The organism is Shewanella sp. GD03713, from assembly GCF_029843705.1.
Taxonomy (GTDB): domain Bacteria; phylum Pseudomonadota; class Gammaproteobacteria; order Enterobacterales; family Shewanellaceae; genus Shewanella.
This window is the reverse complement of sequence record NZ_JAOCIW010000001.1, coordinates 2768646-2788818: the sequence shown is the minus strand read 5'-3', so window position 1 is coordinate 2788818 and position 20173 is coordinate 2768646. Positions and strand designations below refer to the sequence as shown.

The 20173-nt window shown below is 48.7% G+C and carries 17 protein-coding genes; 9 read left to right on the top strand and 8 right to left on the bottom strand.

Translation table 11 applies throughout. The features are described 5' to 3' along the window. Positions 1-96: 96 nt before the first annotated feature. The 3 genes from N5E87_RS12300 to pdsR form a co-directional block, all read right to left on the bottom strand. A complete protein-coding gene (locus N5E87_RS12300; RefSeq protein WP_086904209.1) occupies positions 97-1296 on the bottom strand; it encodes a cystathionine beta-lyase in 1200 nt (399 codons plus the stop codon). A 124-nt stretch (positions 1297-1420) separates the two neighbouring features. After that, complete coding sequence (pdsS, locus tag N5E87_RS12295) at positions 1421-3580, bottom strand: proteobacterial dedicated sortase system histidine kinase (RefSeq protein WP_086904208.1); 2160 nt, start codon at positions 3578-3580, stop codon at positions 1421-1423. A gap of 32 nt (positions 3581-3612) precedes the next feature. Continuing rightward, positions 3613-4305 (bottom strand): proteobacterial dedicated sortase system response regulator, encoded by a 693-nt coding sequence (gene pdsR / locus N5E87_RS12290; RefSeq protein WP_011622965.1) that lies wholly within the window; start codon positions 4303-4305, stop codon positions 3613-3615. Between the two features lie 245 nt (positions 4306-4550). Here pdsR and pdsO point away from each other — a divergent pair, with 245 nt between their 5' ends. Genes pdsO through N5E87_RS12275 form a run of 3 tightly spaced genes read left to right on the top strand, consistent with a single transcriptional unit; the run spans position 4551 to position 8348 of the window. Next, positions 4551-5345 carry a sortase-associated OmpA-like protein PdsO gene (gene pdsO / locus N5E87_RS12285; RefSeq protein WP_086904207.1) on the top strand — a complete coding sequence of 265 codons (795 nt, stop codon included), beginning with the start codon at positions 4551-4553 and terminating at the stop codon, positions 5343-5345. 45 nt (positions 5346-5390) lie between these two features. Beyond that, positions 5391-7655, top strand: coding sequence for a marine proteobacterial sortase target protein (locus N5E87_RS12280; protein ID WP_086904206.1), 2265 nt, complete (start codon positions 5391-5393; stop codon positions 7653-7655). A 9-nt stretch (positions 7656-7664) separates the two neighbouring features. After that, entirely contained in the window at positions 7665-8348 is a 684-nt protein-coding gene (locus N5E87_RS12275) for a class GN sortase (protein ID WP_086904205.1), read from the top strand. Between the two features lie 133 nt (positions 8349-8481). On the opposite strand, the gene N5E87_RS12270 is transcribed toward N5E87_RS12275, so the two are convergent. After that, positions 8482-9507 carry a GGDEF domain-containing protein gene (locus tag N5E87_RS12270; RefSeq protein ID WP_086904204.1) on the bottom strand — a complete coding sequence of 342 codons (1026 nt, stop codon included), beginning with the start codon at positions 9505-9507 and terminating at the stop codon, positions 8482-8484. A 160-nt stretch (positions 9508-9667) separates the two neighbouring features. On the opposite strand from N5E87_RS12270, the gene N5E87_RS12265 reads away from it, so the two are divergent. Further along, positions 9668-11293 carry a M28 family metallopeptidase gene (locus N5E87_RS12265; RefSeq protein WP_176370352.1) on the top strand — a complete coding sequence of 542 codons (1626 nt, stop codon included), beginning with the start codon at positions 9668-9670 and terminating at the stop codon, positions 11291-11293. A 60-nt stretch (positions 11294-11353) separates the two neighbouring features. On the opposite strand, the gene N5E87_RS12260 is transcribed toward N5E87_RS12265, so the two are convergent. From N5E87_RS12260 to N5E87_RS12250, 3 genes are all read right to left on the bottom strand, one after another. Then, complete coding sequence (locus N5E87_RS12260) at positions 11354-12217, bottom strand: DUF481 domain-containing protein (RefSeq protein WP_041413063.1); 864 nt, start codon at positions 12215-12217, stop codon at positions 11354-11356. 299 nt (positions 12218-12516) lie between these two features. Continuing rightward, positions 12517-13533 carry a RimK family alpha-L-glutamate ligase gene (locus N5E87_RS12255; protein ID WP_086904202.1) on the bottom strand — a complete coding sequence of 339 codons (1017 nt, stop codon included), beginning with the start codon at positions 13531-13533 and terminating at the stop codon, positions 12517-12519. A gap of 20 nt (positions 13534-13553) precedes the next feature. After that, positions 13554-14006: a DUF413 domain-containing protein gene (locus tag N5E87_RS12250; protein ID WP_086904201.1), complete on the bottom strand. Its 453-nt coding sequence runs from the start codon at positions 14004-14006 to the stop codon at positions 13554-13556. A gap of 108 nt (positions 14007-14114) precedes the next feature. On the opposite strand from N5E87_RS12250, the gene hdfR reads away from it, so the two are divergent. Then, on the top strand, positions 14115-14972 hold the full coding sequence (gene hdfR / locus N5E87_RS12245; protein ID WP_086904200.1) for an HTH-type transcriptional regulator HdfR: 858 nt from the start codon (positions 14115-14117) through the stop codon (positions 14970-14972). A gap of 167 nt (positions 14973-15139) precedes the next feature. Here the strand turns inward: hdfR and N5E87_RS12240 are convergent, their stop codons facing one another. Continuing rightward, positions 15140-15511, bottom strand: a complete 372-nt coding sequence (locus N5E87_RS12240; protein ID WP_086904199.1) for a diacylglycerol kinase — start codon at positions 15509-15511, stop codon at positions 15140-15142. A 252-nt stretch (positions 15512-15763) separates the two neighbouring features. Between N5E87_RS12240 and N5E87_RS12235 the strand changes: the two genes are divergently transcribed. From N5E87_RS12235 to N5E87_RS12220, 4 genes are all read left to right on the top strand, one after another. After that, entirely contained in the window at positions 15764-16678 is a 915-nt protein-coding gene (locus N5E87_RS12235) for a DNA ligase (protein WP_086904198.1), read from the top strand. Positions 16679-16779: 101 nt separating this feature from the next. Next, positions 16780-17802 carry a hypothetical protein gene (locus N5E87_RS12230; RefSeq protein WP_086904197.1) on the top strand — a complete coding sequence of 341 codons (1023 nt, stop codon included), beginning with the start codon at positions 16780-16782 and terminating at the stop codon, positions 17800-17802. 71 nt (positions 17803-17873) lie between these two features. Next, a complete protein-coding gene (locus tag N5E87_RS12225) occupies positions 17874-18323 on the top strand; it encodes a low molecular weight protein-tyrosine-phosphatase (protein ID WP_164717958.1) in 450 nt (149 codons plus the stop codon). Positions 18324-19143: 820 nt separating this feature from the next. After that, a complete protein-coding gene (locus N5E87_RS12220; RefSeq protein WP_279775347.1) occupies positions 19144-20166 on the top strand; it encodes an IS110 family transposase in 1023 nt (340 codons plus the stop codon). The last annotated feature ends 7 nt before the right edge of the window (positions 20167-20173 follow it).

Here is a 20173-nt window from a genome sequence, read left to right as displayed (position 1 = left end):
GCCGAAGTAATACGATAGTGGGACACAACTAAGGCGGGGCAAAATAAAGGCGAGTAAGCTCCCGCCTTCGTTGTTTTCACATAATTTGTTTAAGCTTTATTTAGCCTTGGCGGCGAGTACGGCATTAAAGCGATCGAAGCTTGCGCTGAGATCGGCAATTAAATCATCGGGATCTTCTAGGCCAATATGCACACGGATCAATGGCTTGCTTGCATCCCACTGAGTGGCACTGCGGATTTTTTCAATCCCGAAAATCCCTAGGATCAGACTCTCATAACCGCCCCAAGAAAACCCCATTTTAAAATGCTGCATATTTTCAACGAGCGCGGTCACCGCCTCCTGATCCCCTTGCTTTAACACGAAGGAGAACAGACCGTTGGCTGCGCTAAAGTCGCGTTTAAAGAACTCATGTCCCGGGCAGGTATCGAAGGCGGGGTGACGTAAATGGTCAACCTCGGGGCGAGTTTTCAACCAGTTAGCCACTTTAAGAGCATTTTTCTCATGTTGCGCCATGCGCACGCCAAGGGTGCGTAATCCGCGCGTAGCGAGATACACATCGTCGGGGGAAGTCGTTTGCCCCAATAAATAACTGCGCTCACGCAGCTGCGGCCAGTGCTTTTCGTTAGCGGTCGCGGTGCCAATCATCACATCAGAGTGACCGACGATATATTTGGTCGCGGCTTGAATCGACACATCGACACCCATCTCAAAGGGCTTGCTATTGATTGGTGAGGCCCAAGTGTTGTCGAGAATGGTCACCATTCCATGTTCATGGGCGATACGGCATAGGGTCGGGACGTCCTGCACTTCCATGGTGATGGAGCCGGGAGACTCTAAAAACAGCACCTTAGTATTGGGGCGAATAAGCGCGCGAATACCTTCACCAATCAGGGGATCGTAATAGGTGGTCTCAATATTAAAGCCCGCCAGAATATGGCTACAGAGATCGCGGGTTGGCTCGTACACACTGTCGACCATCAGCAGGTGATCGCCCGCCTGTAAAAACGATAACAAAGCCGCGCTAATCGCCGCCGCACCCGAGGGATACAGCGCCGTACCTGCGCCACCTTCGAGCTCACTGATCGCCGCCTGAAACGCAAAATGGGTTGGGGTACCGCGGCGGCCATAAAACATTTCGCCATTGGTTTTGTTTTTGGCGGCGTGACGCATGTCTTCCATTGTGTCGAATACTATGGTCGATGCGCGAAATACGGGCGGGTTAATCACGCCCTTGGTCCATTTTTTATCTCGACCGACGCTGACGATTTGGGTGGCTAGCTGATGTTTATCTGTCATAGGGCTTACCTTGGCGAGTCAGTTTTTATGTTGTTATCCATTGTGATGGCCGTCATCTTAGCATCTGCCCGTGAAAATGGCAGGAGGCAAACAGATGAGTTTGCCTCAAGTTGCAGAGCGTGGATTAGCTCAGCGGTAGGGTGACCAGAATATCGACCCCATCGTTTTCGCTGCGGTTGCGGGCCAAAATTTTACCCTGATGGAACTCGGTCACGAGCCGTGCAATATACAAACCTAAGCCTAGGTGAGGTTTGTCTTGGGCTTGATTGATCCGCACCGAAACCATGGAGTCGAAGATCTGCTCCGACATATCCACTGGCAACTGTGGTCCTAAGTTACTGATAAGCAAAGTGGCTTGTTTGCCAACTTGGGTGAGGGTGACTTCTATCGCACTACCTTGATGGCAAAACTCGATGGCATTGGCGATAAGTTTGTCCATCAATTGGGCGATGTATTCAGGCACGCCCTGCATCATCAAAGGTTGCTCGGGCACTTTGACGCTAAATTGCTGCTCAGGGTAGGTCATTTGATAGCCCTGCATACAGCCGCTCACCACTTGGGACAGTGGGAATTTAGCCACATCGGCCTGAGTAAGGCTCTGCTCAAGGCGCGTCGCCTCACTCATGTTGTTTAAAATCATGCTTAATCGGCTCACCCCTTCTTGGGCGCGGTCGACGTACTTTTGGGTGTCCTTATCTAAGGTTTGCAGATTTAAGTGCTCTAAAGAGGAGCGCACCACGGCCACCGGCGTACGTAACTCATGGGACAGGCGCGACGACATATTCTCTAAATAATGGGTGTATTGGCCCAAACGGCCGACAATGCTGGCAAAACTACGGGATAAGTCGCCAATCTCGTCCCGCGCCTTGGAGGCTTTTAAATGGTTCCGCACGCGGCCTTGGCTGTCGATGGCATTCTCGGCTTCATCGCGCAGTTTGCGGATACGATTGGAAATACTCGAGGCGAAGAAAAACAATGCTAAGGTGCCCATGCTCATAATGGTCAGGATCACGTTAAACAGTTTTTCCAGCGCACGGTTACGCAGGGTGCGAATACCGTGGGTGGTTTCTTCGGCCACCACGGCGCCCATCACATTGTTATCAATCCAAATGGGGCTGGCGGCCGCCAGCACCACTGCTTTATTGTCCGGCGTAAGCCGCCAGGTCGAGCTTTGTTGTCCCGCGAGCGCCTTTTGAATATGGCTGCCGTCGAGTTCGGTTGAGTCTTGCAGGGAATCGATAAAATCCTTCGGTGGTTTGGTAAGGATTTTATAGTAGAGCGGGTGCAGGTAGTCGCGCTGAAAACGTTGCCACATCGAGTTACTGTTTTCATCATCGAGGGTGCGCGTCCACACACTGTTGCTGTCACGGATATCGCCAGACTTCGCGAGCACGCGACCGTGTTTATCGACCACCCAAATTCGTGAACTGTAGTGGCTCATGCCTTTGATAATATTTTCAATTTCGGGTGATGGCACTAGGACTGTACCGAGTTTGTCGACGGTATCTAAGGCGGAGGTGCCGACAACCGCTGTCACATCGCGGTATTTGCTGTCATTGACATCGGAAATCGCAAATCCCAGTTTGCTGCCCACCATATCTAAGGGGATACGCAGCTCGATATTGTAGCCCACATCCGTGGTGGCCCATTGTCCTTGAATCCGGACTTCGGGTGTTACGGGCACGGTTTGCTTAGGGTTAGCGGGCAGCTCGAAGGCACTGATCCAGCCGGGCTGAGTTGTGGCCACGATATAGCGTTTAAATTTATTGTCGGGGGCAAGAGTCGCAATCGACAGGTGATCGTTTCTATCAACGCTTAAGGCATTCTTGCCGCGAAACACCACATTGGGATCGACCACCTGAAAAAAGGCATACAGATAACCATCGTACTGACCCACCATATGGGTAAAACTCAAGGTGAGCGGCGTGCTGGGATCGGCGCGCATGATGAGATTGGCCTCACCGTACTGAATAAATCTGTGCTGATATTCCTGCCATTCATTGAGTTTGCCATCGAGCAGAATCGCGCCCGCTAAGGGGTAAGCATAGAGATCGCGACTCTTTTCAACCTGCTTTAAAAAGCTGGCTTGACCGTCGAACAGCTTGGGGCGCTCGTGCAAGGCGGTCGCTAAGGCTTGGGTGGTGCCCTCTAAGGTGCGTTCCTGACCGTGGCGCAGGTATTTTTCCATCTCCCACACATATTGGTACCCCAGCCAAGGTAGGCAGAGTAAAAACAGGCTGAGGCCAATAACTTTAGTGCGAAGACCGAAGGGAAAACGTGTCATAGAATGCTGGCTAATCTGCTACTTGGCATGGTTTAGGCTAGGCTATCCCAGCGATAGCCCATGCCATAAACGGTATCAATACAATCAAATTCGGGCGCGGCGGCCATAAACTTCTTACGTATGCGCTTCACATGGGAAGTAATAGTGCTGTCATCGACAAAAATCTTCGCCTCCTGCATCAGCTCATGGCGGCTACGGACGTGCCCTGGGTGCTTAGCAAGGGCGTGCACCATCCAAAATTCGGTGACTGTGAGTTCAATCGGGATCTGGTTCCAAGAAACCTGCATCCGATTGGCGTCGATAGTAAGCGGTCCGCGCTCCAGTAAATTTTCCTGCGGCGTTTGGCTGGTGGCTAGCTCTGAGCGGCGAAACAGCGCGGCTAAACGCGCGGTCAAATGGGGGAAGCTCACTTCTTTGCTCAGGTAATCATCGGCGCCTAAACGCAGGCCGCACACAGTATCAAAATCGCTATCCCGCGCGGTTAAGAAGATGATTGGCAATGTGTTCGACATGGCACGCAGGGACTGACACAGCATAAAACCGCCGTCAATCTCATTGCCAAGGCCAATATCGATAATGGCTAAATCTGGCAGACGGGTATTAAACGCCAACATGGCAGATGGCCTGTCGGCATAGGTTTGCACACTGTAACCGTGTTGCTGCAACACATCCTTGTAATTTTCGCGAATGGCCGCTTCATCTTCCACAATGGCGATACGTTTCATTAGCCATCTTCCTATTGACTGCTGGGACTAAGTGTCTGGGGATAAGTTTTCGTGACTATACAGGAATTTATTTCTGAGAAAAGCTCCCAAATGCAATTGCCATTTTGTTGCCACAATTGATAGTCGCATTGCCATTTTCCATCCCCGCTTATGCCATGGCGCTTGTGTTTAATAAGCTCATTCCGTTTTACCCGCCGCGCTAATGACTTAGGCGGGTAAGCGCTGCACAAATCAAAAGGAATGAGATGATGAAAAAGACGCTGATTAATATCTTGGTACTGAGTGTACTCGCCGCGCCCATCGCTAGCGTATCGGCAAGGGTTTCCTTGCAAAATCAACCTGTGCTCTCAGAGCCACAGACTGAGATGCTTGAGCAAGATGAGGATGATGGCGAAGCGCTTATCGGTCTTGGCGGCGGAGCGTTACTTGGCGCCCTAGTAGGTGGCCCCGTTGGCGCCATTATCGGTGGATTTACCGGTACCTTAATTGGCCAATCGGTCTCCGATACCGACACGGTTAAAACCCAGCAACAGCATATTGCCCTGCAGCGCCAACAACTGGCGAGCATATCGGCCAAACAACAGGCCAGCGAGCAACGCGCCGCCGAATACGCCTCAACCCAAAAGCAACTGGATGAACTGCTCGCCGAGCAACAACAACTGTTAAGTGAGTTGGCGCTGGGTATGAATGTGCAGTTTCGTACTGGCTCGTCGGAGCTTGAAAGCCATTTTTTGCCCCAATTAGACAATGTCGCCAAGGTGATGAAGCGCTCGAGCGAGTCCAATCTCGAGCTGAAAGGTTATGCCGACCGTCGCGGTGATCTGGCCTACAACCAAGCGCTCTCGGAGCAACGTTTGTTAGAAGTGCGGGGATATTTGATTAAGCAAGGCGTAGCCCCTGAGCGGATCACCACCCAAGCCTTCGGCGCCAGAATGCCACTCAATGATCAGCAAGATAGTGAATCCGATGTGTTCGATCGTCGAGTCACTCTGACCATGCAGCCTAACCAAGGGCTGATGGCGAGCCGTGTGACCGAATAATTCAACAATATCAATCGTATTCAATCAAGATCAGGAGCCTTTGTGATGATCACAGGGAAAAGGGTAAAAGAAGTTTGTCAAACACTGGCGATGCTAGTGATCGGCGCCTCTATTTGTTGGGGGCTACCATTTGCGGTGTTAGCCTCACCGAACAGTGTGGGTACCTTATCGGCGCCACAAAATATTGCCGCGACCTTCGATGAACACACAGCGAGCACATTGCCAGCGTTTAGTTTCGACGATGTCACCCAAGGGATGCTGGTGTATCAAACCGCCAGCGGCCGTTTAATGCCGTCATTACCCGTGGACACGCAAGTGTCGATGCAGGTCTCGGGGCTGACCAATAGGGTGAGCGTAAAGCAGGTTTTCAGTAACCAAACGGGATTTGTCCTCAATGGCCGTTATCTGTTCCCTTTACCCAATGAGGCGGCGGTGGACTCACTGCGTTTGCACATTGGAGAGCGGATCATCGAAGGTCAAATTCACCCAAAGCAGCAAGCAAAACAGATTTTTGAGCAGGCCAAAGCCGAAGGGAAACGCGCCAGTCTAGTCAGCCAAGAACGGCCCAATATGTTCACGACCGAAGTCACCAACCTCGCTCCCGATGAGGAGTTGGTGGTCGAAATCAGCTATCAAGAAACCATTCATTATGAAGATGGTCTCTTTAGCCTACGTTTTCCGCTGGTGGTTGCGCCGCGCTATATCCCAGGCTTAACGCTAGGCGGAAACAATGGTGAGCGCGTGACCAGCAGCCAAGTCTTCGATGCCGACCGGATTATTGCCCCAATCCGCGATGCCGATAGCGAGGCGGATCCCGTTCTCAAGGCCGATATTAAGGTCAAGCTCGGTGAAGGTGTGGACAAATCCGCCGTGGTGAGTCCGTATCATCCCATTACGATTGATGAAAAACAGGGCCAACTGACGGCGGCCGTGGCTAATCGCGTGCCCGCCAATCGTGACTTTGTGCTGCAATGGCGTCTTAAGCAGGGCAGTAGTCCCGTGGCTTGGGTATTTAACCAAGCGGGCAAAACCCATGTGTCGCAGGACGATAATGCGAGTGCAGATAGTGGTTCAACTGCCAGTATTAATGACAGTAGCAATACAGATAACTACAGCTTAGTGATGGTCCTGCCGCCCAAAGTCGAGGCCAGTGAACAACTGAACTTGCCCCGTGAGCTTATTTTAGTGATTGATACTTCGGGGTCGATGGCGGGAGATTCCATCATTCAGGCAAAAAATGCCCTGCGTTATGCGCTGCGTGGTTTAAGGCCACAGGACAGTTTTAACATTATCGAATTTAACTCTGATGTGTCTTTACTGTCGCCAACACTACTGCCCGCGACTGCGACTAATCTCGCCATGGCACGTCAGTTTGTGAATCGTTTGCAGGCCGATGGCGGCACTGAAATGGCGCAGGCCTTAAATGCCGCGCTGCCAAGACAGGCGTTTAATACCGCTTCGGGTGAGGATAAGTCGCTAAGACAAGTGATCTTTATGACTGATGGCTCCGTCGGCAATGAGTCGGCGCTATTTGAGTTAATCCGCAATCAAATCGGCGACAACCGTCTTTTCACCGTCGGCATTGGCTCGGCGCCAAACTCGCATTTTATGCAGCGTGCGGCTGAACTTGGGCGCGGTACTTTTACTTACATTGGTGATGTGGATGAAGTGGAGCAAAAGATCAGCCAGTTGTTAGCCAAAATCCAGTATCCGGTACTGACCGATTTGCAGGTGCGCTTTGACGATGGTTCTGTGCCTGATTACTGGCCCTCACCTATACCCGATCTTTACCGTGGTGAGCCGGTATTGATCAGCCTAAAGCGCCACCCTCGTGAGCCTCAGGAACTGGTGATCTCCGGTCGTCAGGGCCATAAAAACTGGCAACAGTCGTTATCTTTGCAAGCCAATGTCGCAACTGATGTAGCGCAATCCTCAGCGGGACTCGATTTACTCTGGGCGCGCAAACAGATTGCGGCCTTAGAGCTGAGTAAAAACGGCGCTAACGATGACAAGGTCAAACAACAGGTCACGGCGCTGTCTCTCAACTATCACTTAGTCAGCCCCTATACCAGCTTGGTCGCGGTGGATTTAACCCCCATCACCAGCAATGCCATGAGCCGCGATGCGGTGGTGCGCCAGCATTTACCCTTGGGTTGGCAGCCAATGGGCGTTTTGCCACAAACATCGACCTCGAGCCGTTTCGACATGCTCTTAGGGGGCAGCGTGTTACTGCTTGCCTTGATGTTGGCGCTGTCGATTCGTCGCCAGCAGCGGCAGCAACGCGCGCTGTCATTAGCGCTGAACGGTTGAGTCATGTCCATGAGTAGGCGCATGACTCAACAGATACAAAAAGGGTTGCTGGTGGGATCGGTATTACTCGGCATCACGTTGTTTGGAAAAGGATTCTATATGCAAGCGAAAGCACACTTTGCCCAATATTTGATTGAACAAGCCTGGGCTAAAACCTTAATCGATGGTCAGTCCCATAAACCTTGGTCCTGGGCTGATACCTATCCCGTGGCTAAGCTCTCCATTGAGCAGGCTAAAAGACCGAAGCACTTCGATGGTCCGGCATCCAACGACAGCTTATATGTGTTGGCGGGCGCATCAGGCCGTAATTTGGCCTTCGGGCCAGCTTTAGTGCTATCGAGTGCGCCCGCAGGCGCGCAAGGCAACACTGTGATTGCAGGGCACAGGGATACGCATTTTGCGATGTTAAATGGCATCAGTATTGGACGCCGCTTGGCGCTGCAAACCGCGACGGGCAAAGAAATTGTTTACCAAGTGGTGGCGACCGAAGTGGTGCATGAATCGCAAACTGAGTTGATGGCGCCAAGTGAGGATAATCGTTTAACCCTGATCACTTGCTATCCCTTCGATGCGCTGCAAGGCGGGGCTGAACTGCGTTTTGTGGTGCAGGCTATTCCGATAGAACCCGAGCCCGCTGCAGTACAATCCGCTGAAACGATGGCCACTCAGGCGATGGTTCAAAAGGTGGCCTAGCGGCAACGCTCTTATCCAAAAACTTATAAAAGCGTTGAGTTAACAGCTTTGTGTAAGTTCTATGAAGATAAGCATGATAACCATGGCGTGATGAACAAAAAGGCAGAACCAGAGTTCTGCCTTTTTGTTCGAGCTAGTTGCTCATCGGCATCACCCGATTTCGACCTAAGCGTTTGGCTTCGTAAAGTAGCATATCCGCTCTTTCGATGAGGTGAATAGCCACTTGTTTTTCCTGCCACTGGGCGACACCGAAGGAGGCGGTGATATTGTCGATACGTTGATCTTTGCGCCTATCCTTGAGGCTGAGTTTCTCGAGCCCACGTCGCATGGCCTCAGCCAGTTGCCGCGCAATACGCAGTTGGCTTTTCGGCACGATAATCGCAAACTCCTCGCCGCCGAAGCGATACAACTTACAACCATCCCGACAGGCTTCCTGCAAACGCTTTGAGACTGCCCTTAATACTTGATCGCCCAGCTGGTGGCCATAGTTGTCGTTAAAGGCTTTAAAGTGATCGATATCGACCAAGATAAGACAGGTGCCCTCGGGTGCCTGTGCCAACATGCCTGCAAGGTCAGCGTCGAAGGCGCGGCGGTTTAAACAGCCCGTGAGCGCATCGTAAAGTACATCTTTCTCTGATTTTTCAAGCTGTTGTTTTAACGCATCAATCTCAGTCTGTGCTTTTTGTAACTGGGCAGTGAAATACTCTGTGCTCGAGCGAATATTCTCGGACTCTTTCACCAAATTACGCACTAAATCCAGCACTTGCTCGACGCTGAGCGCACCTTCTTCGATGCCATTGAGTTTGGCAAAGTTGGTGTTAATACAGGTCTGAAACTCAGTCGCATCGAGATTGGTATCCCGAATCGATTGCGACAGCTCAGTAGCCATGGCCTCAAGGTTGAGCCGCATATCGCGAACATCCAACTCAACCGGATCGGCGACATACTGGCGAAACAACAACTCGCTACTGACTGGCGGGCAAGTGTTGTAGTGGGCGATAACCGTATCAAGCTGTGCGTTTAACGCTGGGTTTTGTTCGCCCACGTAGGTATACCACAGGGCATAATTGATTGGAGTGGTGGGAATTTGATGCTTGAGCATTAAGGGAACCGCTTTTTTAAGATTTAAGGCTGCGGTTTGTAATAAATCTCGTGACATGGATACATCCCAATAAAAATAACTCGATAAACTTGGTATACCACATTTGGGTAAACAGTTTTGCTCGTTAAATCCCGTTACAACTAATGCCCAAATGCAGGCTGAATTACCTGCCAAAAGCGTTGGGGGATATGATAGAGTTTATCGCTAAAATTAAATAATGATAATAACTTGGGAGAAAGTCTTGAAAAATTTCATCCTTGCCGGTGCCCTAGGTTCCTTACTGTCACTGCCTGCTATGGCCGCATCTTCCTTCAGTAACAGCTTGGATCTCGGCCAGTATCGCACCGACGTTAAAACCTTAGCCAGTGATGCCTTCGGCGGTCGCGCGCCCTTATCTGAAGGCGAGCAGCTGACGATTGATTACCTTGAGAAAGCCTTTAAAGAGATGGGGCTTAAGCCTGGGTTTGGCGACAGCTATTTGCAGGCGGTACCGCTAGCGAAAATCACCGCCGATCAAAACATGCAACTCGATATCGGCGGACTCAAGTTTGCCAATGGCAGTGAATTTACGGCTAGAACCCAGAGAATTAGCGATAAAGTCAACCTCAGTAATAGCGATGTGGTGTTTGTCGGTTATGGCATTAATGCGCCTGAATATGGTTGGAATGACTATCAGGGCCTAGATGTCAAAGGCAAAACCGTGATTGTGCTCGTCAATGACCCAGGTTTTGCTACTCAAGATCCCAAGGTATTTAAAGGCAATGCCATGACCTACTATGGTCGCTGGACTTACAAATACGAAGAGGCCGCGCGTCAAGGCGCCGAAGCGGTATTTATCGTCCATGAGACGGCACCTGCCGCCTATGGCTGGGGCGTGGTGCAAAACTCCAATACCGGCACTAAATTCACCTTGATCGATGCCAATAATAATCAAGGGCAGGTGGGCGTGATGGGCTGGGTGCAACATGATGTCGCCAATAAGATTTTTGCTAAGGCCGGCATGGACTTCGATACCTTAAAGCAACAAGCCGCCAAGCCAAACTTTAAGGCCATTCCCTTAAAGTTAAAGGCGAATGTGAGTTTAAATAATACGATTGAGCGCGCCGAATCCCACAATGTGGCGGCACTGTTGCCCGGCAAGAGTCGCCCCGATGAAGTGGTGATGATGCATGCCCATTGGGATCATCTGGGTACAGTCATTGAAGATGGTAAGCCTGAGATCATCAATGGCGCCGTGGATAACGCCAGTGGCGTGGCGGGTGTGTTGGCGCTGGCACGTTACTTTGCCAAACAAGCGCAAAGTGCGCCGCTTGAGCGTTCGATTCTGTTTAGTGCTTTTACTGCAGAGGAAACCGGCTTGATTGGCGCCCAGCACTTTGCCCAGCATCCGAGTGTGCCGACCAAAAATATCGTGTCGTTTTTGAATATCGACGGCATGAATATGAACCAAGGTGTGGATTATATTCTGCGCTACGGTGAGGGTGTATCTGAGTTAGAAACCTATTTGGACAAGGCTGCTAAGGCGCAGGGACGGGTGGTGAAGGGCGATCCAAGACCACAAAATGGTTTGATGTTTAGATCGGACCACTTCGCGCTGGCCCAGCAAGGCGTGCCCGGCTTGTTATTTATGAGTCTTGGGGATACGGATCCTGACTATATTGCCCACAAATACCACAAGGGCGCCGATGATTATGATCCTAACTGGACCCTCGAAGGGGTGAAGCAGGATTTAGAGCTGATGGCGAGCATGCTAACCACCTTAGCCAATGGCACCGATTGGCCACATTGGTTAGAGGCATCAGACTTTAAGACCAAGCGTGAGCAAGACGGTCGTAAAAAGTAATCATATTAAACAAAAGCAAAAAAGGACGCCTAGGCGTCCTTTTTTATGCTTATCAATCTATTAGAAGGTATAGCTGACCGAAAGCATCGGGCCGATAAAACTGTAGTAAATATTGTAGTCGGCGATTTGAGTATCTTTATTCGGTGATTTTTGGGCGATATCCACATCGACCTTGTAGTAGTTGTAGGCCACGCTCATGCGCCAGTTATCGGTGATATTGGCATCGATGCCGAGTTTAACATCTACCAGTTCGCCTTTTACATCATTGAGTTTGATGTAGAAATACTGGGCATGGGTCGTCAGCTTCCAGCCGGGGATAAATTCATAGTTGGCATAGACGCCAAAATCAGGCAAAGGTGCAGTGACATTTTCATCGACGATGCGGGGGATGGCTTGGCTGCCACAAACATTGTTCAGCAGCTCAGAGGCATGGCAGACGCCGATGACGCCTTCAAAGCCGGTCTTGATAAACATAGTGTGCAAACCAAGGGAAATGCCCACATCGTAGTCGCTGCCTTGGATGGCATCGTAACCGTAACCGAGACGCAGAATATCAATATTTAAGGTGGAGTTGAGCTTGCCGCCAGCCTTAATGTCGTAAATGGTGTCGTTTATTTCGATTTGAAAGGGTTTGGATAAGGCTTGGGTTTCGGCGCTGCGGTGAAGTTGTTTCCAGTCGAGGTAAATATTATGGCGCTCGTTAAAGTGATAATTGACTTCAACAAAGGGTAAAAACTCATTCTCGGCCAGTTGCAGATCGGATTCATAGTCTAAGGTGAAGTTATTACCCGTGGTCGGGTTCGTCACCTCCATATTGGTATCAGACTGTGAATAAAATCCCCCTAACTCAAGGCTCAATTCCCCCGCCAGCACAGGACTGCTGCCGAGTAGAGCGATCAATAGGGGTGTTAGACGAGTAGAAATCAACGTTACTCCAGTATTCTTCTTATTATATCCAGCGATAACATCAGACTTTTGTGCCATAAGCCATGGACATTTGGAGTGTAACAGCAAATTTCAAAATGTGAATAAAATGTTTTATAAATTGCCGTGTTTTGTGATTTAAAACAAAAGTAGTACGGCTAATAAGCTTGGTATGATGAGCTTGTGGGGCGGATCACGGTAATTTGCATCCCAGTGATTTGTGACGAAAATGTACAATCAGGCCAAAAAATGCGGCCCAGTAAAGACTGGGCCGCAGATAAGAGCTTAAGGATGCAGCATCACTTGCTATGCGTGTTAGCGGCAGGTGTCGAGGCGCAGGTATTCGTCGCGGTGCTCACTTCTGGCGCTGCCATTTGAGCGGGTGTTGACTCGCTGCTTTTCTCGTCCTTGTTAAACATGCCTAAACGGATGCGGATAAAATGCAGGATTTGTGCAGCAATATCCACGTTTAAGCAGGATTCTAGACCCTCGAAACCAGGGGATGAGTTGGCTTCACAGATTTTGTAGTGGCCGTTATCGAATAACAAATCGATACCCGCAACATCTAAATCCAGAATATTAGCGGTTTGTGTCGCCAGCCATTCGATTTCAGGTGTGATCTCGAAGGGGCGCGCCGAACCTCCCGCGCTGACATTGGCTTTAAAGCTGTCTTCTTGCCCACGGCGCTCATAGCAGCCGGCTACGCGTCCACCAATGGTAAATACCCTGAGATCGCGGCCGTGGCTGTTGGCGATAAACTCCTGCAAAATAATGTTGGCGTTTTTATTGGTCGCTTCGATTAATTGCATTAAATCATCAAATTCGCGGGCCTTATGGGACAAAAATACGCCGCTACCCTGAGAGCCCGAGAGGGTTTTAATCACCACGGGAAAACCTAAATGGCGTTCAACCAGTTCGATATCGACGGGGAACTTCACCAACATGGTTTTGGGCGTGGGTAAATTCTTCTCGGCCAGTAATTGCTGGGAAAAGAGTTTATCTTTAACGATTTCAATGGCTTTTGATGGATTTAAGCAGTACACCCCTAAGCGTTCTAAATGGCGAATGATCGCCAACGCAAAGTAAGTGGTGCCGGAGCCCATTCTCGGGATGATAAAATCGGGTAATTCAACGGGTTGACCGTTTAACAAAATACTCTTGTTGTCTTCTCTCGTCACGGTGAGATCGAACTCATCCGGAGCATACACTTCTAACTCAATATTGTCGGCCTTGGCTGCTGCCAATAGACGTTCAATTTCATACAATTCAGGTTTTAGCTGAGTCGCGGTTTCTTTATATAAAATCCACCCACGCATTTAATCGCAAACCTTCATTTTCATTCTTTATCCTCGGGTTCAGCTTCATCCTGAACATCATCGTCAATTTCGACATCCACATCGAATGCCGCTTCGGGCTCGGCCTCAGGCTTTGTGGGGGGCAAATGTACTGTGCCAACCACGGCATAAAAGGGTTTACCTAGGGCGAGTTTGCGGTACTTTAACCAGATCTGCTCTAACAAGCTACTGGGAGCGATGTTTCCTTTGATGACTTCGACAAATTGCGCTTCATCGGCGGTGACGGGGAGTGTCTTGCCTTCGTCGAGATTTTTCATGGCATGACCATGTATTTCAAGTAGTTCGGCTTCTTTACTGGTGAAGTCGCCACTGCGCTTAAAACCTTTCGGGAAATTTGTATCATCATAAAAACGTTTATGGGATACAAAGCTGGCAGCTGAGCCGTTCACCGTCTCAGAACCCTTGTTAGCGTTTGAAAAAGACTGTTCAGACATGGCTGTTACCTTCTAGTTTTTGATATACAAAGATTTGCAACTGGAGTATTGGCTAGTATTATTGATTTATAAATCAAAAAAATTTGCCAATGTTGGTCAAGAATTTTTATGGATACCGATTTACTTAAGACCTTTTTGGAAGTCTCCCGTACCCGTCATTTTGGCAAGGCCGCGGAAAATCTATACCTTACCCGCAGTGCGGTGAGCTTTCGGGTCAAGCAGCTTGAAAGCATTCTTGGCGTCGCCTTGTTTGAGCGCCAACGCAACAATATTCAGCCCACGCCAGCGGGCGAACGTATGCTTGGGCATGCTGAAGCGGTATTAACCGCTTGGGAGCGCGCCAAGCAAGATGTCTCCCTCAGTCAGTTACAATCGACTCAACTCGCCATTGGCGCAGGCCCCAATATCTGGGATGCCTATTTGCAAGGGCATTTACAGCATTTGCATGTGGGATTACCCGGCGTAGCTCTGCGGACCGAAGTGTTGCCATTAACTGTGATGACACGGCAATTGATGGACCGCACCCTTGATTTGGCGATTTCCTTCGATCCACCCAAACTGGACCAATTCGAGCTGGTGCAATTAGGCCAAATTAATCTTCTGTTGGTGTCCAAGACCATGGATGTGGCGGTGAATGCGGTGCAGGCCGGCCAATATGTCAAAGTGGATTGGGGCACGGCCTTTAATATCCTGCATGCGCAGGAATACGCCGCCTTACCCGTGCCGACCTTACATACCAGTTCGGCCCGTATCGCCTTGGATTTTATCTTGAATAACGGTGGCTGCGCGTTTTTACCCGAGCATTTGGTTCAGCCATTGTTGAATCGCGGCGAGTTACATTTAGTTTCGGGAGCGAGCCCCATTTCACGCAGCGTATATGTTGCCTATTGGGCCGAGAATGACCGCTTAGAGCAAATCAAACAAGCGATTGGCTTTTTAGCCGATAAGTCAGCGGAAATACGCTAATCAGTTAAAGCGATACATAAAAAATGCCGCATAAAAAACGCCTTTAGATGTTAATCCAAAGGCGTTTTTTACAGCAGAACAAACGACTAAGAAGTGATACTTGGCTTTGCCAGATAAAAGCGCTCGTTAAAGACTGCGCTACATAACAGGCATTAATCAACAGCGTATTAAATAAATAGCGGTAGCAGTACGACAAGCCAAGTAATACCGCAGAGCGCTAGACTCATAAATACAGCGGCGGAGGCGATATCTTTTGCTTGACCACTGAGGTGGTGGATTTCGCTGCCAACACGGTCAACCACGGCTTCAATCGCCGAGTTCAATAACTCCACAATCAACACGATAAACAAGGTTAAGATCAGCATCAGCCGTTCCATGGTGCTGATATCGACCAACAGGGCGATTGGCAGCATGACCACGGCCAGCATCAATTCCTGTCTAAAAGCGGCTTCGTGGATCCATGCGGCTTTTAAGCCCTTCATCGAAAATCCTGTCGCTCTAAAGATGCGTTTAATACCGTGGTTGTTTGCTGGTTTCATAATAATTCCATCGACTTGGGCGATTGTTCGCGAAGCTTTTACCCGTTCAAATCACCTACGACTCGCGTGTTAACATTTGAACGAGCTTAAAAAAGAGGCCGCAGTATAGCCCGATAACCCCAGCGTATAAATAGCTAAGCCGACAAATTCGCTGTCCTGCTAAGGTGTTAGTGGGGCATTGGAGGATTCGCCGTCGCTCAGGCTTACGGCTAAGCTTGAAATTCCACACTGCTTTATTGAAGAGGCAAAGGAATGACTCTTACAACTCGCTTACCTTTTTTAACATTTGCATTTGTGCTGCATTTCGCTGTTTTATTCGGATTGTACAGCGGAATTTGCGGTTTATTCATGGCCGTGAGTTACGCCAATCCCCAAGCGCCGAATATTCAATTAGCGACTGAGTTTTCAAAGGAGAATAGTGCCCATATCAGTGATTTTCTCGTCAGCGAAAAACTCGATGGTGTGCGCGGTTACTGGGATGGAAAACGTTTAGTGACTCGTCAGGGTAATCCCATCTTAGCGCCAAGTTGGTTTACTGCAGATTTTCCGACCAGCCCAATGGACGGTGAATTATGGGTCGGGCGAGGGCGATTTGAAGCCATATCTGGCCTTATCCGCCAAGTATCAGCGAATGAGAGCGAGTGGCAGAATGTGCGTTTTATGGTGTTTGATTTACCCAAAGCGAAAGGAGGCTTTGAAGCGCGGTATCAGCAGATGCAAACCTTGCTTGCAGGTAAATCGGTTTACCTGCAAGTGATTAAGCAAGTGAGCGTAGAAAGTGTCGAGGCGCTCTACCAGACATTAGACATTATAGTGGCGCAAGGCGGTGAAGGCTTAATCTTGCATCGACGCACGGCGTTATATACGCCGGGTCGTAATCCTAACGTGATGAAGTTAAAGCCCTATTTAGATGCCGAGGCCAAGGTGATTGGGCATATTGCGGGTAAAGGGCAATTTGCCGGGCAACTAGGGTCATTGAGAGTGCAAACCGCAGATGGCCGTGTCTTTAGCATTGGCACAGGTTTTAGCTTGGCCGAGCGTCAGCATCCGCCCGCAATTGGCACGCTTATCACCTACAAATATCTTGGATTAACCGTCAATGGCTTACCGCGCTTTGCGAGCTTCTTGCGGATAAGAAGTGACATACCGCCAGAGGATAAAGAATAGGTTGCGAAATTGTTGAATTTTGATAAAGATCGAACGCTTAACAATCGTTTTGCCGAGTATCGTATTGATTATTAATGGGCAATCATATCAAGGAGTGAGTTTTGGTCGACAGTCAACATGGATTAACCCTTTGGAAGCAGCGTGTGCAGCAAGCCTTGACTGTGCCTAAATGGCTTAAACATCCATTCGTGACACTTAAGCAATTTTGGCTGAGCTTAAATCTTGCCCAGCGTTGTTATCTGTTAGCGTTACTGGCGTTAATGCTATTCCAGCCCGAAATTTGGATAGCCGCCATCATCACCGCTGTTGCCTTGATTATTGAGTTTTGGCCCAGATTTGCCATGGCTTGGCATACGCTAGCGGGCAAAGCTATTTTCCTGCTGTTTTATGCGGTTATTGCAAACTTCGCCCTCGCGGCCAGCGGCAGTGTCGTGAACGAAATCACCGGTGTATCGGCCTCGCATTTGTCCTACACCCATAACTTTGCCATTCTGCTGTATCTGCCGATTTGGTTTGTGTGTATCTCCATCCTTGCCTTACTCCTGCTGCAATTGGTGATCCCTTGCTATTTGTTTTTCCATATCGGATTGCGGATTTTAGGACTCGAAGCCAAGCAGCAAGGCAGTAAAAAACGATTTGTGGTGACAACCGCGCTGGTGCGGATGATTCTGTCTGTGGTGTTGTTATTAAACCTAGTTGCGATTACCGATGGTGAAAACTGGGTAGGGGATTTAGCTAAGAAAACCCAAGCGTTAAAACATGATTCGCTCGATAAACGGGTGGTTAATGAAGGCGAAACTATTCTCAAAGCCGAGGATAGTATTGAACAAGCGGGAACTGAACTCTCGCAGCAACCCAATCAAACCGACACCACCGAGACACTTAAGGCCTTTGGTCATAGTTATTACAAAGGGATCCGAGATTTAATTGCCTTATTTGCCTATAAATTTGAAGCCGATGGTCGCAGTCGTTGTGATAAATTGGCCGACTCAGTGGTGATTGAGCTAAATGACTATGAAATATTGGAAATCACCGAGTCTGCCCATGAGCAGTATGGTTACCATTTTGAAGTCAAAAAATGTATTTCCCCCGCCTTTGGACAGATGGCATCAACAGCTAAGTAGTAACACGAGAGGATGTTAAGTTGTTAGAAGATAAAGCGTTAGCAAAAGAGCAGCATGTACGACGTATCTTAATGGTCTGCATGGGCAATATTTGTCGTTCGCCCACCGCCGAGGCCGTTTGCCGCGCTAAAATTCGCGAACGCCGTCTTAATATCGAAGTCGATTCGGCGGGTACTATTGGTTATCACCAAGGGGATAACCCCGACAGTCGCTCGATGGCGGCAGGTAAAAAACGCGGTTTGAGTTTCGACGGCATGCGCGCAAGACAAGTGATTGATGCCGATTTTGAGCATTTCGATCTTATTTTAGCGGCAGATAATAGCAACCTCGCGGATTTACGCCGCCGTTGCCCACCCGAATATCAATACAAATTAAAGCTGATGTTGTCCTACGGTGATTGCGACACGGATGAAGTACCGGATCCCTATTACGGTGGTACGCAAGGATTCGAATTAGTCCTCGATCTACTCGAACAGAGTATGGATGCCTTATTAGATCAGTTAGCTGGAAAAACAAATTAGCCAGCAACAAATGCGTTGGGACGGATTTAAGGCTTAAGTACGGTTGGATGTGGTGTAATTAATCGAAGCCAGAAAGCGTAATTCTTTATCGTGTGATAGGCATGGGCAGAGTTAACCCTGTGACACGCCATAAACTCATCCTTGAGGGCTCGACGGCGGCATCTGCACTTCATGGACGTGTAAATGCCGCGTTCACATGGCGAATGATGTTCCCGACATTATATTGTCATTTCCTATATCCCTATGGGTCAGATGTGAAAGAGCGGCCATTGTTGCAACAGTGGCAATCTTAACGACCATTGAACTGCTCATCTGGTTAAAATTTATGCTTCAGAGCAAGATTGTATTCTCGTTAGGTGTGCAGGATGAATTGCCATTGCTTCCCCAGTGGCACGCCGTGAATATGTCCCTATAGGCTCGGCGGCGGCATCCATGCCGCCAACGGTCACTGTTGTAACAATGGCAACCTTTACGACCATTGAACTGTTTATTTGGCTAAAGGCTGGATAGGCATACAGTCATATTTGAAAAATGATAATTTTTATCCTAACTTTGTGCGCGTTTTCACATTTGACTATAAATAAATTTTTTTAAAATCATGCATATATAAACAGCATGGATTAGATAATAGGTTTGGAAAATGCGCATGCGCGTTTTCCAGATGGAATATTGGGTAGAAAGCTGATAAGTTCTTTGCATACAGATAGTTAACTGTGCGCGTTTTCACTGGTCTAACGTGATAAACGCGCATGCGCACGAATAAAATAATGAAATGGACACCCCTTCTATACTGAGGAAGTCAGTTTAAAAGGAGACCGCCATGAGTGATATTTATACAATCGGAATTGATCTAGCAAAGTCTGTTTTTCAATTATGTGCGTTTGATAAGACAGGGAAAAAACTGATTAATAGATCACTAAGAAGAAATCAAGTCATTAAATTTTTGAGCAATATTGCTCCTTGTCTGATTGGAATGGAAGCCTGTTCTAGTTCTCATTATTGGGCACGAGAAATAAAAAAGCTGGGTCATGAAGTCAAACTCATGCCACCTCAGTATGTTAAGCCTTATGTAAAAACAAATAAGAACGATATGGCTGATGCTGAAGCGATTTGCGAAGCGGTTCGTCGCCCCACGATGCGATTTGTTTCTGTTAAAAGTGAAGAGCAACAAGCTTTGTTGCTGCTTCATCGAGAAAGAGAAGGCGTAATCAGAGACCGTACCGCATTAATCAATAGAATCAGGGCAAGCCTTCAAGAATTTGGTGTTAGTGTTCCTGCAGGAAGATTTCAGCTAAGAAAATGGTTTAGAGAAGGTTTTAGCTTGGTCGAGCATAAGTTGCCAAAGCTGCTAGTTGAGCACATTAGTTTAATGCAAACACGTTTGAGGGAGCTCGAACAGTATGCAGAATATTTGGATAAGCAGATAGATCTCACGAGTGAAGTCAGTGATGAGTGTCAGAAAGTAAGACAGATCCCAGGTGTTGGTCGATTAACATCATCCGCATTAATTGCCAGTATTGGTGATGCAAAAGCGTTTTCATCAGGGCGTCAGTTATCCGCTTGGATGGGGTTAGTACCAAGCCAGCACTCTAGCGGAGGTAAGTCACTACTGCTAGGTGTCAGTAAGCGAGGAGATACCTACTTAAGACGCATGTTTATCCATGGTGCTAGAGCGGTGATTAGGCATTTAAAAGAAGGAAAACCGTTCTTTGAATGGGTAACCTCGTTGCTCAAGAGAATGCATAAAAACAAAGTGATAGTGGCATTAGCAAATAAACTGGTTCGTATCTCTTGGGCCATATTAGCCAAAGAAGAAAGTTTTAGCGTAGGACGAACCTATTAAGTAAATA

Coding starts and splice junctions, on each gene's coding strand:
- N5E87_RS12300 (WP_086904209.1), bottom strand. CDS start 1,296: ATGACAGATAAACATCAGCTAGCCACCCAAATCGTCAGCGTCGGTCGA.
- pdsS (WP_086904208.1), bottom strand. CDS start 3,580: ATGACACGTTTTCCCTTCGGTCTTCGCACTAAAGTTATTGGCCTCAGC.
- pdsR (WP_011622965.1), bottom strand. CDS start 4,305: ATGAAACGTATCGCCATTGTGGAAGATGAAGCGGCCATTCGCGAAAAT.
- pdsO (WP_086904207.1), top strand. CDS start 4,551: ATGATGAAAAAGACGCTGATTAATATCTTGGTACTGAGTGTACTCGCC.
- N5E87_RS12280 (WP_086904206.1), top strand. CDS start 5,391: ATGATCACAGGGAAAAGGGTAAAAGAAGTTTGTCAAACACTGGCGATG.
- N5E87_RS12275 (WP_086904205.1), top strand. CDS start 7,665: ATGAGTAGGCGCATGACTCAACAGATACAAAAAGGGTTGCTGGTGGGA.
- N5E87_RS12270 (WP_086904204.1), bottom strand. CDS start 9,507: ATGTCACGAGATTTATTACAAACCGCAGCCTTAAATCTTAAAAAAGCG.
- N5E87_RS12265 (WP_176370352.1), top strand. CDS start 9,668: ATGATAATAACTTGGGAGAAAGTCTTGAAAAATTTCATCCTTGCCGGT.
- N5E87_RS12255 (WP_086904202.1), bottom strand. CDS start 13,533: ATGCGTGGGTGGATTTTATATAAAGAAACCGCGACTCAGCTAAAACCT.
- N5E87_RS12250 (WP_086904201.1), bottom strand. CDS start 14,006: ATGTCTGAACAGTCTTTTTCAAACGCTAACAAGGGTTCTGAGACGGTG.
- hdfR (WP_086904200.1), top strand. CDS start 14,115: ATGGATACCGATTTACTTAAGACCTTTTTGGAAGTCTCCCGTACCCGT.
- N5E87_RS12240 (WP_086904199.1), bottom strand. CDS start 15,511: ATGAAACCAGCAAACAACCACGGTATTAAACGCATCTTTAGAGCGACA.
- N5E87_RS12235 (WP_086904198.1), top strand. CDS start 15,764: ATGACTCTTACAACTCGCTTACCTTTTTTAACATTTGCATTTGTGCTG.
- N5E87_RS12225 (WP_164717958.1), top strand. CDS start 17,874: ATGGTCTGCATGGGCAATATTTGTCGTTCGCCCACCGCCGAGGCCGTT.
- N5E87_RS12220 (WP_279775347.1), top strand. CDS start 19,144: ATGAGTGATATTTATACAATCGGAATTGATCTAGCAAAGTCTGTTTTT.